The 15,002-nt window shown below is 68.1% G+C and carries 15 protein-coding genes; 8 read left to right on the top strand and 7 right to left on the bottom strand.

Annotated features, from left to right (window positions below):
• Window positions 1–69: 69 nt before the first annotated feature.
• From sufC to TU34_RS09905, 7 genes are all read left to right on the top strand, one after another.
• Window positions 70–843, top strand: coding sequence for a Fe-S cluster assembly ATPase SufC (sufC, locus tag TU34_RS09875; protein ID WP_045822705.1), 774 nt, complete (start codon window positions 70–72; stop codon window positions 841–843).
• A gap of 31 nt (window positions 844–874) precedes the next feature.
• Complete coding sequence (locus TU34_RS09880; protein WP_045822706.1) at window positions 875–2,170, top strand: SufS family cysteine desulfurase; 1,296 nt, start codon at window positions 875–877, stop codon at window positions 2,168–2,170.
• The gene (gene sufU / locus TU34_RS09885; protein WP_045822707.1) at window positions 2,167–2,628 is read left to right on the top strand and encodes a Fe-S cluster assembly sulfur transfer protein SufU; all 462 of its coding nucleotides are present in this window, start codon (window positions 2,167–2,169) and stop codon (window positions 2,626–2,628) included. Before TU34_RS09880 ends, sufU begins: the two co-directional genes overlap by 4 nt.
• Window position 2,629: 1 nt before the next feature.
• The gene (locus tag TU34_RS09890; protein WP_045822708.1) at window positions 2,630–2,983 is read left to right on the top strand and encodes a metal-sulfur cluster assembly factor; all 354 of its coding nucleotides are present in this window, start codon (window positions 2,630–2,632) and stop codon (window positions 2,981–2,983) included.
• A 124-nt stretch (window positions 2,984–3,107) separates the two neighbouring features.
• Window positions 3,108–3,551, top strand: coding sequence for a DnaJ family domain-containing protein (locus tag TU34_RS09895; protein WP_045822761.1), 444 nt, complete (start codon window positions 3,108–3,110; stop codon window positions 3,549–3,551).
• Between the two features lie 48 nt (window positions 3,552–3,599).
• On the top strand, window positions 3,600–4,325 hold the full coding sequence (locus tag TU34_RS09900; protein ID WP_045822709.1) for an SDR family oxidoreductase: 726 nt from the start codon (window positions 3,600–3,602) through the stop codon (window positions 4,323–4,325).
• A complete protein-coding gene (locus tag TU34_RS09905; protein WP_203225436.1) occupies window positions 4,322–4,834 on the top strand; it encodes a MarR family winged helix-turn-helix transcriptional regulator in 513 nt (170 codons plus the stop codon). The genes TU34_RS09900 and TU34_RS09905 overlap by 4 nt, the downstream gene beginning before the upstream one ends.
• Here TU34_RS09905 and TU34_RS09910 read toward each other — a convergent pair whose 3' ends face one another.
• Together TU34_RS09910 and TU34_RS09915 are read right to left on the bottom strand one after the other, a co-directional pair.
• Window positions 4,835–5,980 carry a lycopene cyclase family protein gene (locus TU34_RS09910; protein ID WP_045822710.1) on the bottom strand — a complete coding sequence of 382 codons (1,146 nt, stop codon included), beginning with the start codon at window positions 5,978–5,980 and terminating at the stop codon, window positions 4,835–4,837. It lies immediately after the preceding gene.
• Entirely contained in the window at window positions 5,973–6,722 is a 750-nt protein-coding gene (locus TU34_RS09915; RefSeq protein WP_045822763.1) for an SDR family oxidoreductase, read from the bottom strand. The genes TU34_RS09910 and TU34_RS09915 overlap by 8 nt, the downstream gene beginning before the upstream one ends.
• A 149-nt stretch (window positions 6,723–6,871) precedes the next feature.
• Here TU34_RS09915 and TU34_RS09920 point away from each other — a divergent pair, with 149 nt between their 5' ends.
• The gene (locus TU34_RS09920) at window positions 6,872–8,503 is read left to right on the top strand and encodes an ABC-F family ATP-binding cassette domain-containing protein (protein WP_045822711.1); all 1,632 of its coding nucleotides are present in this window, start codon (window positions 6,872–6,874) and stop codon (window positions 8,501–8,503) included.
• Between the two features lie 123 nt (window positions 8,504–8,626).
• Here the strand turns inward: TU34_RS09920 and TU34_RS09925 are convergent, their stop codons facing one another.
• From TU34_RS09925 to TU34_RS09945, 5 genes are all read right to left on the bottom strand, one after another.
• Window positions 8,627–10,150 carry an AMP-binding protein gene (locus tag TU34_RS09925; protein ID WP_045822764.1) on the bottom strand — a complete coding sequence of 508 codons (1,524 nt, stop codon included), beginning with the start codon at window positions 10,148–10,150 and terminating at the stop codon, window positions 8,627–8,629.
• 115 nt (window positions 10,151–10,265) lie between these two features.
• Entirely contained in the window at window positions 10,266–10,499 is a 234-nt protein-coding gene (locus TU34_RS09930) for a hypothetical protein (protein ID WP_150116474.1), read from the bottom strand.
• Between the two features lie 52 nt (window positions 10,500–10,551).
• On the bottom strand, window positions 10,552–11,286 hold the full coding sequence (locus tag TU34_RS09935) for an aminoglycoside 3'-phosphotransferase (RefSeq protein ID WP_045822713.1): 735 nt from the start codon (window positions 11,284–11,286) through the stop codon (window positions 10,552–10,554).
• 4 nt (window positions 11,287–11,290) lie between these two features.
• Window positions 11,291–11,863: a TetR/AcrR family transcriptional regulator gene (locus TU34_RS09940; protein WP_045822714.1), complete on the bottom strand. Its 573-nt coding sequence runs from the start codon at window positions 11,861–11,863 to the stop codon at window positions 11,291–11,293.
• 130 nt (window positions 11,864–11,993) lie between these two features.
• Complete coding sequence (locus tag TU34_RS09945; RefSeq protein WP_045822715.1) at window positions 11,994–14,813, bottom strand: aconitate hydratase; 2,820 nt, start codon at window positions 14,811–14,813, stop codon at window positions 11,994–11,996.
• Between the last annotated feature and the right edge of the window lie 189 nt (window positions 14,814–15,002).

Here is a 15,002-nt window from a genome sequence, read left to right on the forward strand (position 1 = left end):
CGGGCCCGACGTCGCGCCGCACGCGCACAACGACTCATCACCACATCACCCCAGAGGAACCTGATCACCGTGGCAACACTCGAAATCCGTGACCTGCACGTCGATGTCGCATCCAGCGACTCCGACGCCGAATCCATCCACATCCTCAAGGGTGTCGATCTCACCATCTCGTCGGGCGAGACCCACGCGATCATGGGCCCCAACGGGTCGGGCAAGTCGACGCTGTCGTACGCCATCGCCGGCCACCCCAAGTACGAGGTGACCCAGGGATCGATCACCCTCGACGGTGAGGACGTCCTCGCCATGACGGTCGACGAGCGCGCCCGCGCGGGACTGTTCCTCGCGATGCAGTACCCGGTCGAGGTGCCCGGTGTGTCGATGTCGAACTTCCTCCGCACCGCGGCGACCGCGGTCCGTGGCGAGGCGCCGAAGCTGCGGCACTGGGTCAAAGAGGTCAAGGAGTCGCTGAGCGAGCTCGAGATCGATCCGTCGTTCATCGAGCGATCGGTGAACGAGGGCTTCTCCGGCGGCGAGAAGAAGCGCCACGAGATCCTGCAGCTGGGCATGCTGAAGCCGAAGATCGCCATCCTCGACGAGACCGACTCCGGCCTCGACGTCGACGCGCTGCGCGTGGTGTCGGCCGGCGTCAACAGCTACCGGGAGCGCGAGAACGGCGGGGTGCTGCTGATCACGCACTACACGCGCATCCTGCGTTACATCAAGCCCGACTTCGTGCACGTGTTCGTCGCCGGCAAGGTCGTCGAATCCGGCGGTCCCGAGCTGGCCGACGCGCTCGAGGAGAACGGCTACGAGAAGTTCACCTCCGCACCCGCGCAGGCCTGATCCACCGCGAACCCCGACGGAGGTCATCGACGTGACGAGCACGGTCTCGACCGACACCCGCACCGCCCCGCTCGACGTGGCGGCCCTGCGCGCGGATTTCCCGATCCTCGGACGGACGGTCCGCGACTCCAAGCCGTTGATCTACCTCGACTCCGGGGCGACGTCGCAGCGGCCGGTGCAGGTGCTCGACGCCGAACGCGACTTCCTGGTGACCTGTAACGCCGCGGTGCATCGTGGCGCTCACCAGTTGGCCGAGGAGGCCACCGACGCCTACGAGGACGCCCGGGCGATCATCGCCGAGTTCGTCGGTGTCGGGGTCGACGAGATCGTGTTCACCAAGAACGCGACCGAGTCGATCAACCTCGTCGCCCACACCCTCGGCGACGACCGGTCGGCCGGGATCTTCGGCGGCAAGCCGCTCGGACCCGGCGACACGATCGTGGTCACCGAGCTCGAACACCACGCCAACCTCGTGCCGTGGCAGGAACTGTGTCGACGCACCGGGGCCACCCTGCGGTGGTACGGCGTCACCGATGAGGGCCGCATCGATCTCGACTCGCTCGAACTCGACGACACGGTGAAGGTGCTGGCGTTCACCCACCAGTCGAACGTGACCGGCGCCGTCGCCGACGTCGACGAGATGGTCCGGCGGGCTCGTGCCGTCGGTGCGCTCGTCGTGCTCGACGCCTGCCAGTCGGTGCCGCACATGGCGGTCGACTTCGCCGCCTCCGACGTCGACTTCGCCGCGTTCTCCGGACACAAGATGTTCGGACCCTCCGGGGTCGGTGTGCTCTACGGGAGAGCGTCTCTGCTGGACCAGCTCCCGCCGTTCATCACCGGCGGCTCGATGATCGAGACCGTGTCGATGGAGGTGTCGACCTACGCCGCGCCTCCGCAGCGGTTCGAGGCCGGCGTGCCCATGACCTCGCAGGTGGTCGGGCTCGGCGCCGCCGTGCGCTACCTGCAGACGATCGGCATGGGTGCGATCGCCGCACACGAACACCTTCTCGTCGAGCACACCCTCGACCGGTTCGCGTCGCTCGACGGCGTCCGCGTCATCGGTCCGACGTCGACCGACGAGCGCGGGGGAGCGGTGGCGTTCGTCGTCGACGGCATTCACGCGCATGATCTCGGTCAGGTGCTCGACGACGAGGGCGTCGCGATCCGGGTCGGCCACCACTGCGCGTGGCCGCTGCACAAGCGGTTCGGCGTGGCGGCGACGGCGCGTGCGTCGTTCGCGGCCTACAACACTCTCGCCGAGGTCGACGCGCTCGCGGAAGCGATCGTGACCGCCCAGCGTTTCTTCGGGGTGGAGGCGTCCGCATGAGAATGGAACAGATGTACCAGGAGGTGATCCTGGACCACTACAAACACCCGCACGGCCGCGGCCTGCGGGAACCGTTCGGCACCGAGGTGCATCACGTGAACCCGACGTGCGGCGACGAGATCACCCTGCGGGTCACCTTGTCCGACGACGCCGCCACGGTCACCGACATCTCCTACGACGGCCAGGGATGTTCGATCTCGCAGGCTGCGACGTCGGTGCTCTACGACCAGGTGGTCGGCATGAGCGTCGACGACGCGCTCGACACCGTCGCGGCGTTCAACGACATGATGACCTCGCGCGGCAAGTCCGACGGCGACGAGGACGTGATCGGCGACGGCATCGCCTTCGCCGGTGTGAGCAAGTACCCGGCGCGCGTGAAGTGCGCGCTGCTCGGCTGGCTGTCGTTCAAGGACGCTCTCGCACAAACGCTGGCACGGCAGTCCGCAGAAAGGAACTGACATGAGTGACACACAGACCCCCGCCGAGGTGACCACCTCGCTGCCGTCCATCGACGACGTCGAGGAGGCCATGCGCGACGTGGTCGACCCCGAACTCGGCATCAACGTCGTCGACCTCGGCCTGGTCTACGGCATCGACGTCGATTCCGACGCCAAGGCCAAGATCGACATGACCCTCACCTCGGCGGCGTGCCCCCTGACCGACGTGATCGAGGACCAGTCGCGTGCCGCCGTGGTCAGCAGCGGACTGTGCACCGAATTGGAGATCAACTGGGTCTGGCTGCCGCCGTGGGGACCGGACAAGATCACCGACGACGGGCGCGAACAGCTCCGGGCCCTGGGCTTCACCGTCTGACCCTGCTCGATCGGCGGTGGATCCTCACACCGGCCCCGAGCGGCCCGATCCTTCCCACGCGACGTCGGAACCGACTGCGACGTCGAACTCGGACACGTCTTCTGACGCCGACGCGCCCCCAGGTCTGAACGAGAGGCGCGCGCGCCGACGGCGACGGTGGCAGCAGCCGTCGACCCCGGAATCACGTGTCGACCGGTTGATCCGGGAGGCGCACGAGCGCGGCGATTTCGATGACCTGCCCGGACTGGGGAAGCCCCTCGATCTGCGCGGTCTCGACGACCCCGACTGGTGGGCCAAGCAGAAGATCCGCGACGAGGACCTCGACTCGACGACGCTGCTGCCGGCCGCGCTGCAGTTGCGACGCGAACGGCAGGAGTACCCGGAGTCGTTGCGCGACATCCGCGACGAGGAGGCCGTGCGCCGCATCCTCGTCGATTTCAACCGCAGGGTGAAGCACGAGCGACTGGCACCGTCGCTCGGTCCGGCGTCACGCATCGTCGTGTCCACCATCGACGTCGAGGACATGGTCGAGCGTTGGCGAGCGCTGCTGCGCCACAGGCATCGATGACGCTCCATCGGTGGCGGTCTAACAGTTGTAGTGGTAACAATGATTGTTATGACTACAAATGATTTACCGCAGAGCTTTCACCGTCCTCTCGACCGCATCCTGCTGATCGGCGCCTCCCGCGGCCTGGGTCTCGCCCTGGCCGACGAATGGTCGCGTCTCGGTCGGGAGGTGGTGGCCACCGTGCGCGGGACCGATCGCACACCGCTGCACGACCTGGCCGATCGCGACGACCGGTCGATCGAGATCGAGACCGTCGACATCACCGCGCCCGAGCAGATCGCCGCGCTGCACGAGCGTCTGTCGGATCGCACCTTCGACCTGGTCTTCGTCAACGCGGGCGTCACGAACTCCCCCGAGGGCACCGTCGCCGAGACGACCGACGAGGAGTTCGCGCGCGTGATGATCACCAACGCCCTGAGCCCCCTGCGGGTCGTCGAGACCCTGGCCGATCTGGTGGAGCGGGACGGCACGATCGGCGTCATGTCGTCCGGGCAGGGGAGCGTCACCAACAACGTGCACGGTGGCCACGAGGTCTACCGCGGGAGCAAGGCGGCCCTGAACACGTACATGCGCAGCTACGCGGCGCGCCATGGGGACGAGAAACGATCGCTGGTACTCATGGCCCCGGGGTGGGTCCAGACCGATCTCGGTGGCACCGACGCCCGCCTGACGGTCGACGAGTCCATCCCTAACGTCGTGCGGACGATCGACGCGCTCGCCGGGACACCCGGTCTGCGCTACGTCGACTACCTGGGGCGGACGGTGCCGTGGTGAACGACGACGTCACCGACGGCGAACGGGTGTGGTCGCTCATGTACCGCTACGTCGAGGCCCAGAATCGACGTGCCGAGCTCGCCGACACCCTCGGTTTCCGACTCGGAGGCGGCCGCGGCAAGGTGCTGTTCGGGCTGCGTGAGCACCCCATGACGCTGCGCGAACTCGCCGAGGCGAACAACGTCGACGCCCCCTACACGACGCTGATCGTCGACAAGCTCGAACGCCACGGGCTGGTCGAACGACGTCCGCACCCCGACGACAGACGGCGCAAGCTCGTCACGCTCACCGATGCGGGCCGGGCGGCCGTGGAGACGGCCGACGCGGTGCTGGCACGACCACCGGCCTCGGTGGCGGCACTGTCCGGCGACGAGCTCGACCACCTGGCCGGGCTCCTCAGCCGGCTCCTGGCCGCTGACAGCCCTCACGCGATCACGCACCAGGCCGCCACCGACCATCCGACCGCCGACGATCCGACCGCCGACGATCCGACCGCAGAAGACGACTAGTCACCACCGCGGCAGGGCGGTGGCTCCCCGCGCGACCCGCAGACCCAGGCGCGGCCTGGCGAACCACGCCATCGTCATCATCGCCGCCATCACCCCGGACAGGTCGTCGCGGCCGCTGAGATAGGCACGCTGCCGCTCGGGGGGCATCGCGAAGAACGCGTCGAAGAACGCGACCGTCGAGGGCCCGTCGAGCTGCAACAGCGCGTTGAGACCTCTGCGCCGCAGCGCGTGGACCCCTCGCGCACCGGTGGGCCACAGCGCCTCGCCCACATCGTGGCCGCCCACCAGTGCCTCGACGACGGTGTCGGTCCATCGCAGTGATGTCGCGACGCTGTAGCCCGTCGCGGGGTGCATCAGGCCACCCGCCGCGCCGTGCGTGGTGGGTCGGTGCTCCCAGGGCCGCGCACCCCCGGCGGTGAGGGCGAAGTGCACGCGCTCGATCGCGTCGTCGCTCTCGTACCTTCCGACGTCGACACCGGACCGGGCCAGTCGGCGGTGCAGCCGCGTGCGCAGGTCACCCACGCCGATCGCCGGGTCGCCGGCCAGACAGGTCTCCTCCACCAGGACGCGACCGGCCGAGACCGGCACGACGTAGAGAAAACTCGGTTGCCCACCCGCCCAACCGTGTTCCGAACGCCAGTCCATCAACACCGCGTGGTCGCCGTCGAGCAGCGGCTCCGCGGCGGTCGCGGGCAGGAACACGCCGTAGGCGGTCTGCGCGGGCCCCGCAGTGGACATCGCACCCCGGGCGTCGACCACCGTGGCCGCGACCACCGGGGGTCCGTCGGCGAGCTCGACGCGGTCGGCGGCGACGTGACCGGCGGTGCCGGCGACCACCGTGACGCCGTCCAGGGTGAGGGTGTCGACGAAGGTCTCCGAGAGCACCGAGTAGCCGCGGTCGATGCGGTGCCGGCCGGGGGAGTAGACCGCAATGGACGGCACGGCGTGCTCGACGGCACCGGGGTCGAGCCAGGTGGGCAGTTCGTCGGTCCACGCCGAATAGGTCGCCCGCCACGGCCGGTGCGGTGCACGATCGATCAGCGCGACATCGAGACCGGCGCGAGCGGCGCGATGGGCGAGGGCGCGGCCGGCCGCAGCGGCGCCGACGACGGCGAGATCGTGACGGCGCAACCGGGGGTCAGCCACCTGCGGCCAACATGCCCCCGTCGATACGGATCGTCTCACCGGTGATCCAGCTCGACTCGTCCCCGACGAGGAAGGCCGCGAGCGACGCCACGTCCTGCGGGACACCGAGACGGCGGAGCGGGTACCGGGAGGCGACGGCCTCCTCGTCGGCCGCGTAGAGGGCCTCGGCGAACCTCGTCTTGACCACGCTCGGCGCGATCGCGTTCACCCGGATGCCCGGACCGAGCTCGGCGGCGAGTTCCTCGGTGAGTCGGATGACCGCGGCCTTCGATGCGCCGTACGCCGCGATGACCCCGGTCGATCGCAGGCCCGCGGTGCTGGCGATGTTGACGATCGCGCCGCCGCGTTCACCCATCCCGGCCCGGTGGCACTCCTGGATGTACCCCAGCATCGCGACGACGTTCACGTCGAAGATCTTGCGTACCGCGTCGAGGTCGGCGTCCATGAGCGGGCCGTAGACCGGGTTGATGCCGGTGTTGTTGACGAGGATGTCGACCGTTCCGGTGTGCGCCGCCGCGGCGGCCACCGCCGCCGCGCGATCCTCGGCGGACCCGGAGTTGCCGACCGAGACGGTCACGGTGGCCCCGGGAACCTCGGCGCGGATCGACTCCGCCGCCGCCTCGAGTGCGTCGGCCTTGCGGGCGGTGATGGTGACCTCGGCCCCACGTCGGGCGAGCTCGGCCGCGATCGACAATCCGATACCCCGGCTCGCGCCGGTCACCAGGGCCGACTTCCCTGTCAGCGCCGGTCCGCCCGAGGGGGCTGCAGCGTCGTTTCCAGGGGTGGGGGATGTTGATCCGGTCACATCGGCAACCGTAGTCGAGCCTGTGAGCTCCCACCGCCGACGACGGTGGGAAAAGAGGCGCTGAACACCGCGTAAAGTCAGTCGACGTGATCACGGCAACCGACCTCGAGGTACGCGCGGGCGTCCGCACGCTCCTCAGCGTCCCGGGACCGGGGATCCGCATCCAGCCCGGCGACCGCATAGGCCTCGTCGGGCGCAACGGCGCCGGCAAGACGACGACACTGCGCGTGCTCGCGGGCGAGGGCGAGCCCTATGCGGGCTCGGTCAGCGTCATCGGCGAGATCGGCTACCTCCCCCAGGACCCCAAGGAGGGGGACCTGTCGATGTTGGCCAAGGATCGCGTGCTGTCCGCTCGTGGACTCGACACGCTGTTGCGTGATCTGGAGAAGCAGCAGGCGTTGATGGCCGAGGTGGCCGATCCGGACGCCCTCGACCGGGCGGTACGCAGGTACGGCGAGCTCGAGGATCGGTTCTCCTCGCTCGGCGGGTATGTCGCCGAGTCGGAGGCGGCACGGATCTGCAACAGCCTGAGCCTGCCCGACCGCGTACTCGAACAACCGCTGCGCACGCTCTCCGGTGGTCAGCGCCGACGGATCGAGTTGGCGCGCATCCTGTTCGCGGCGTCCGACGGCAGTGGCGGGAAATCGAACACCACCCTGCTGCTCGACGAGCCGACCAACCACCTCGACGCCGATTCGATCGCGTGGCTGCGGCAGTTCCTGCACAACCACGAGGGCGGACTGGTGGTCATCAGCCACGATGTCGACCTGCTGGCCGATGTCGTCAACCGTGTGTGGTTCCTCGACGCCGTGCGCAGCGAGGTCGACGTCTACAACATGACGTGGAAAAAGTACCTCGACGCCCGCGCGACCGACGAGCAGCGCCGCAAGCGTGAACGCGCGAACGCCGAGAAGAAGGCCGGGGCCCTGCGTGTGCAGGCCGCGAAGATGGGCGCCAAGGCGACCAAGGCTGTGGCCGCGCAGAACATGCTCAAGCGCGCCGACAAGATGATGAACGAGCTCGACGCCGAGCGGGTGTCGGACAAGACGGCGAAGATCCGCTTCCCGGAGCCCGCGGCGTGCGGCAAGACGCCTCTGATGGCGTCGGGGTTGACGAAGATCTACGGCTCGCTGGAGATCTTCACCGGTGTCGACCTCGCCATCGACAAGGGATCACGCGTGGTCATCCTCGGCCTGAACGGCGCGGGCAAGACCACGCTGCTGCGGCTGCTGGCCGGCGTCGAGAAGCCCGACACCGGGTCCCTCGAACCGGGGTTCGGCCTCAAGATCGGCTACTTCGCCCAGGAACACGACACCCTCGACGACCGGGCGTCGGTGTGGGAGAACATCCGCCACGCCGCCCCCGACGCAGGCGAGCAGGACCTGCGCGGTCTCCTCGGTGCGTTCATGTTCACCGGCCCGCAGCTCGAGCAGCCCGCCGGCACCCTCTCCGGTGGCGAGAAGACCCGTCTGGCGTTGGCCGGGCTGGTCTCCTCGGCCGCCAACGTGCTTCTCCTCGACGAGCCGACCAACAACCTCGACCCGATCTCGCGTGAGCAGGTCCTCGACGCCCTGCGCACCTATGCCGGGGCCGTGGTGCTGGTGACGCACGACCCCGGTGCCGCCGCGGCGCTGGAGCCCGAGCGGGTCATCCTGCTACCCGACGGCACCGAGGACCACTGGTCCGACGAGTACCAGGAGCTCATCGAGCTCGCCTGATGACACTGTGCGGAGATGAGCTCCTCCGCGGTGTCACAGAGCTCATCGAGCTCGCTTGATGACACTGTGCGGAGATGAGCTCCTCCGCGATGTCACAGAGCTCATCGAGCTCGCCTGAACCTCTTACTTGTACAGCTTGGTGAGTTCCCGCTTGACCAGTTTCCCGGTGGGCGTGCGTGGGAGTTCGTCGACAAAATCGATGGTGCGCGGCGCCTTGTAGGCCGCGAGCGACGCCCGGGTGAACTCGATGAGCTCCTCGGCGAGGGCATCGGAGGGTTCCACCCCGCGTTCGAGTTCGACGCAGGCCTTCACCTCTTCACCGAACTCGTCGTTGGGTACGCCGATCACCGCGACGTCGAACACAGCGGGGTGACCGATGAGCACGTTCTCGGCCTCCTGCGGATAGATGTTCACGCCACCGGAGATGATCATGAACGCCTTGCGGTCGGTCAGGTACAGGAATCCGTCGTCGTCGACGTGTCCGACGTCGCCGGTGGTGGCCCACAGGGGGTGCTCGGGATGCTGTGCGGCACGGGTCTTGTCGGGGTCGTTGTGGTACTCGAACGCCTGCGCCTCGCGTTCGAAATACACCGTGCCGGTCTCACCGACGGGCAGGTCGGCGCCGTCGTCGCTGCACACATGGATGACGCCGAGGAGTGGCTTGCCGACCGAACCCGGGTGTGCGAGAGCCTGTTCGCTGTTGATGAAGGTGGCACCGACGGCCTCGGTGGAGGAGTAGTACTCCTCGATCACCGGCCCCCACCACGCGATCATGGCCTGCTTGATGTGCACCGGGCACGGCGCAGCGGCGTGGATGGCGACCTTCATCGACGAGACGTCGTACTTCTCGCGCACCTCGGCGGGCAGCTTCAGCATGCGCACGAACATGGTGGGCACCCACTGGCTGTGGGTCGCGCGGTACTCGTCGATCAGCGACAACGCCGTCTCGGCGTCGAACCGGTCCATCACCACCACCGTGCCGCCGACCGACTGGGTCATCCCGCAATACCGCAGCGGCGCAGCGTGATACAGCGGCGCCGGCGAGAGATAGACGGTCGAGGCGTCGAAGCCGTACATCGGGGCGAAGATCGCGGTGTAGATGTCGGGGACCTCGTCGACCTGCCCCTCGGGGAGCGGCGGCCGGATGCCCTTGGGGCGACCCGTGGTCCCCGAGGAGTAGAGCATGTCGTGGCCGCGCGGCTGATCGGTCGGCGTGGTGGACGACGCCGCGGCGAGGACCTCGTCGTAGTCCTCGAAGCCCTCGAGTCCGCCCCAGGCGATGCGGTGGCGAATCGAGGCCACCGCGCCGCTGTCGGCCACGGAGTCGGCACACGCCGACGACGCGAAGAGCACCTGCGCACCGCAGTCGTCGAGGATGAAGTTGGTCTCCGCAGCGGTGAGGTGGTTGTTGACCGGGGTGATGTAGAGCCCGGAACGCAGTGCGGCCCAGTACACCTCGAACACACGAAGGTCGTTGTCGGAGACCAGGGCGATGCAGTCGCCGCGGCGCAACCCGAGTCCGTGGAGATGGTTGGCGAGCCGGGTGGACCGGTCGTCCAGCTCGGCGTAGGTCAGCTGCTGTCCGGTCGACGGCATGATCGCCGCCAGTGCGTCAGGGGTGGTCGCTGCGAACACTCCAGGGAACATCGAGGGCCTTCCGATCAGAGACGACCGAGCGATCACTCGGTGACCCCGATGGTAACGATCGATCCGCCCCGCCGGGGGCAAAGTAAGTGAACTTACGTTTCGGGCACAAACGCGGTCATCGGTTCCGGGACCGCCCCTCGTGGGGGAAGAACTGCCGCCGTAGCCCACCCCACCACAGGCCGGTGAGCACGAAGAGGACGAGGGCGAGCACCCACAGCCACGTCGTCCCCGTGATCAACCCGACGAACAGCAGAACCGCGGCGATCGCCGTCGCGCCGTAGCCGATCGCTATGCCGGGGCCGAACCGGTACTCCTGAGCCATCATGGCCGTGACGTTAGCCGAGGCCATCAGCGCGCACCGTGGATTGGCGGGGGAGAACCGGCCCACTCTCCAGCGCATCTCACGTGTGGTTCCACAGGCGTTCGTAGTAGGAGATCCGCCTCTCATCAGGTTCAAGTCCGTATGCCTCGATGAGGCGATGACGCCACCCCGGCCCGTAGTTCCATTCGGTGCTCGCGGCCGCGACGGCGAGATCTGCCCAGCGATCGGCGGTTCCGAGCGACCCGAGGTCGACGTGCCCGGCCGGCGTCCCGTCCGACGCCAGAATGGAGTTCGGAGTGCACGCGTCACCATGGCAGACGACGAGTCGGTCGACGCTCGGAGGATCGTCGAGGTCCTCAGGGAGCGTGAGGCCGCGCGCGCGAGCCTGCTCGAGTCGTTCCCTCACGCCCCACGCCCAACCACACTGGGCCACCGGTAGCGCGTCGTGCATCTGCCGCAGACCACGCCCCACGGCGGGTACCGCCACCTCGGGCGAGCCGATCCATTCAGGGGCGACCGCGCTCCGCCCGTCGAGCGCCTCGGTGACGACCCATTCGGCGTCGGCCGTCGACCCGTGGTCGAGCACGCGCGGTACGACGACGAATGCCCTCGCCCACGCCAGCTTGGCGACCTCGTCTGCCACCGAGACCTCGCGGTTCCACGGCTGCCACTTCAGGAACCGACGCGGTAGGTTGCCGGCGAGTTCGTAGGTCGTGCCACCGATTCCGTTGCGCCACACCGGAGTGATCGAGGCCCCGTCCGCGATCGCCACCACCGTCCCGGGGACGGGGCGATCCGGTACTGCGGCGGTCACGACGTCAGCCTGCGGTGCCCCGCCGCACCGACTCCTCGACCAGGTCGAGGACGGCGTGGAGATCGTCGGTGTCGCGACCCGACGCCAGACGCGTGATCATCCCGTCGAGCACCAGGTCGAGGTAGGCGACGATCGTCGCGGTCGGCACGTCGTCACGCAACCGACCCGCGCTGCGCTGGCGTTCGAGGCGGGCGAGGGTGGCGGTCTCGAGATCGGCCGAACGCTCGAGCCACTCCGACCGGAACGCCGGATCGGTCCGCAGCTTGCGGGCGATCTCCAGGCGGGTACCGAGCCAGTCGAACTCCTCGGGGTGGTCGAGCATGTCGCGCATCACCTGCACGAGCCCCTGATCGGCGGCGACATCGGCCATCCGCTCGTCGTCCTCGTGGGCGAGCGCGAGGAACAGTGCCTCTTTGTCCCGGAAGTGGTGGAAGATCGCGCCGCGCGAGAGCTCGGTCGCCTCCTCCAACCTCCGGACCGTCGCACCGTCGTAGCCGTACTCGGCGAAACACCTCCGCGCGCCGGCGAGGATCTCGCGACGGCGGGCGGCCAGATGGTCCTCACTGACCTTCGGCACGAGACGACCCCCTGTGTCGACGGTGGTGGACAGGTACGGGTGGGACGGGAACGGGGGGATACGACACACCCGGTGGATCCGGCGTGTGCCGAACCCACCGGGCGTGGACGTACATCGAGAACCGGTCGGGTCAGTTCTTGATCATGTTGCGGAGCACGTACTGCAGGATGCCGCCGTTGCGGTAGTAGTCCGCCTCGCCGGGGGTGTCGATGCGCACGACCGCGTCGAACTCGACGGTCGAGCCGTCGGTCTTGGTCGCGACGACCTTGACCGTCGACGGGACGCCACCGTTGTTGAGCTCTTCGATACCGGTGATGTCGAAGGTCTCGGTGCCGTCGAGCTTCAGCGACCCGTGCGACTCGCCCTCGGGGAATTGCAGCGGGATGACGCCCATGCCGATGAGGTTCGAGCGGTGGATGCGCTCGAAGCTCTCGGTGATGACCGCCTTGACACCCAGCAGGCTGGTGCCCTTGGCCGCCCAGTCACGCGACGACCCGGTGCCGTACTCCTTGCCGCCGAGCACCACGAGCGGGGTGCCCTGCGCGGCGTAGTTCTGAGCGGCGTCGTAGATGAACGACTGCGGGGCGTCGTCCTGGGTGAAGTCACGGGTGTATCCACCCGAGACACCGTCGAGCAGCTGGTTCTGCAACCGGATGTTGCCGAATGTCGAGCGGATCATCACCTCGTGGTTGCCGCGACGGGCACCCAGCGAGTTGTAGTCCTTGCGCTCGACCCCGTTGGCGTCGAGGTACTGCCCGGCAGGGGTGCCCGGCTTGATCGTCGAGGCGGGGGAGATGTGGTCGGTGGTGACCGAGTCGCCCAGCTTCGCGAGCACGCGTGCGCCCGTGATGTCCTTCACTGGAGCCGGCTCGCGCTCCATGCCGTCGAAGTACGGAGGCTTGCGCACGTAGGTGGACTTCTCGTCCCACTCGAACGTCTTGCCGTCCGGGGTGGGCAGCCCGCGCCACCGCTCGTCGCCCTTGAACACGTCGGCGTAGTCGGCCGCGTACTGCTCCGGCGAGATCGACTCGGCGATCGTCTTCTCGATCTCCTCACCCGAGGGCCAGATGTCCTTGAGGAAGACGTCGTTGCCGTCGGTGTCCTGACCCAGCGGATCGGACTCGAAGTCGAAGTCCATCGTGCCGGCGATCGCGTAGGCGATGACCAACGGCGGGGACGCCAGGTAGTTCATCTTGACGTCCTGGTTGATGCGGCCCTCGAAGTTGCGGTTGCCCGACAGCACCGCGGTCGCGGTGAGGTCGTTCTCGTTGATCGCCTTCGAGATCTCCTCGGGCAGCGGGCCCGAGTTGCCGATGCACGTGGTGCAGCCGTAGCCGACGAGGAAGAAGCCGAGCTTCTCCAGGTACGGCCACAGGCCGGCCTTCTCGTAGTACCCGGTGACGACCTGCGAACCGGGCGCCATCGACGTCTTCACCCACGGCTTGCTGGTGAGACCCTTCTCGACCGCGTTGCGGGCGAGAAGCGCGGCACCGAGCATCACCGACGGGTTGGAGGTGTTGGTGCAGCTGGTGATCGACGCGATCGACACGATGCCGTGGTCGAGCACCATCTTGCCGCGCTCGGTGGACTCGACCAGGACCGGCGAGGACGGACGACCCTCGGCACCCTTGGCCGCGCTGGGGATGGAATCGTCCTCGGCCCACTGCAGCTTCACGGTGCCGCCCTCGGCGCCACCGCCCGATGCGGGGCCGCCCTCCGACGACATCCGCGCCTTCTCGCCGTTCTTCTGCGGCTCCTTCTCACCGTCCACGTAGTTGTGGATGTCCTTGCGGAAGGCGTTCTTCGCGTCCCACAGCTCGATGCGGTCCTGCGGACGCTTCGGGCCGGCGATCGACGGGACGACGTTCGCGAGGTCGAGCTCGAGGTACTCGGAGTACACCGGCTCCTTCTCCCCGTCGTGCCACATGCCCTGTTCCTTGGCGTAGGCCTCGACGAGTGCGAGCTGCTCCTCGCTGCGACCGGTGAGACGCAGGTACTTCACCGTCTCCTCGTCGATCGGGAACATCGCGCAGGTGGAGCCGAACTCGGGGCTCATGTTGCCGATGGTGGCGCGGTTGGCCAGCGGCACCGCGGCGACACCCTTGCCGTAGAACTCGACGAACTTGCCGACGACGCCGTGCTTGCGCAGCATCTCGGTGATGGTCAGCACCACGTCGGTCGCGGTGACGCCCGGCTTCGTCTCGCCCGACAGCTTGAAGCCGACGACGCGGGGGATGAGCATCGAGATGGGCTGGCCGAGCATGGCCGCCTCGGCCTCGATGCCGCCGACGCCCCAGCCCAGGACGCCCAGACCGTTCTCCATGGTGGTGTGCGAGTCGGTGCCGACGCAGGTGTCGGGGTAGGCCTGCCCGTTGCGGACCATGATCGAGCGGGCGAGGTGCTCGATGTTGACCTGGTGGACGATGCCGGTGCCCGGGGGGACGACCTTGAAGTCGTCGAACGCGCCCTGGCCCCAGCGGAGGAACTGGTAGCGCTCCTCGTTGCGCTGGTACTCGATGTCGACGTTGCGCTCGAACGCCTGGGCGTTGCCGAAGGCCTCGATGATGACCGAGTGGTCGATGACCATCTCGGCGGGTGCGAGGGGGTTGACCTTGTCAGGGTCGCCGCCGAGTTCCTGCACGGCCTCACGCATGGTGGCCAGGTCGACGATGCAGGGCACGCCGGTGAAGTCCTGCATGATCACGCGCGCAGGGGTGAACTGGATCTCGACGCTCGGGTCGGCGGAGGGGTCCCATCCGGCGATCGCCTGGATGTGGTCCTTGGTGATGTTGGCGCCGTCCTCGGTACGCAGCAGGTTCTCGGCGAGGACCTTGAGGGCGTAGGGGAGTTTGTCGACGCCGTGGACCGCGCTCAGTCGGAAGATCTCGTAGGAGTTCTCACCGACCTCCAGCGTTCCCTTGGCACCGAATGAATCAATTGACGAGCTCACAGAACACTCCACTCTCGCTTCGGTCGGCTGGGCGTGGCCGACGACTTGCCGCCGGCGGGCTGGCCGACGCTGTATGCGGGGCATCGGTCACACGAACCCCGATGCGTGCCGCCAGTCTAGCAGTACGCGCGTACTGGTTGAATCGATCCCGGTGAAAACTCGGCGCGTTCGGGTGAACAGCGGGTGTGG

It is taken from the genome of Williamsia herbipolensis (assembly GCF_000964005.1).
GTDB classification, from domain to species: Bacteria; Actinomycetota; Actinomycetes; order Mycobacteriales; family Mycobacteriaceae; genus Williamsia_A; species Williamsia_A herbipolensis.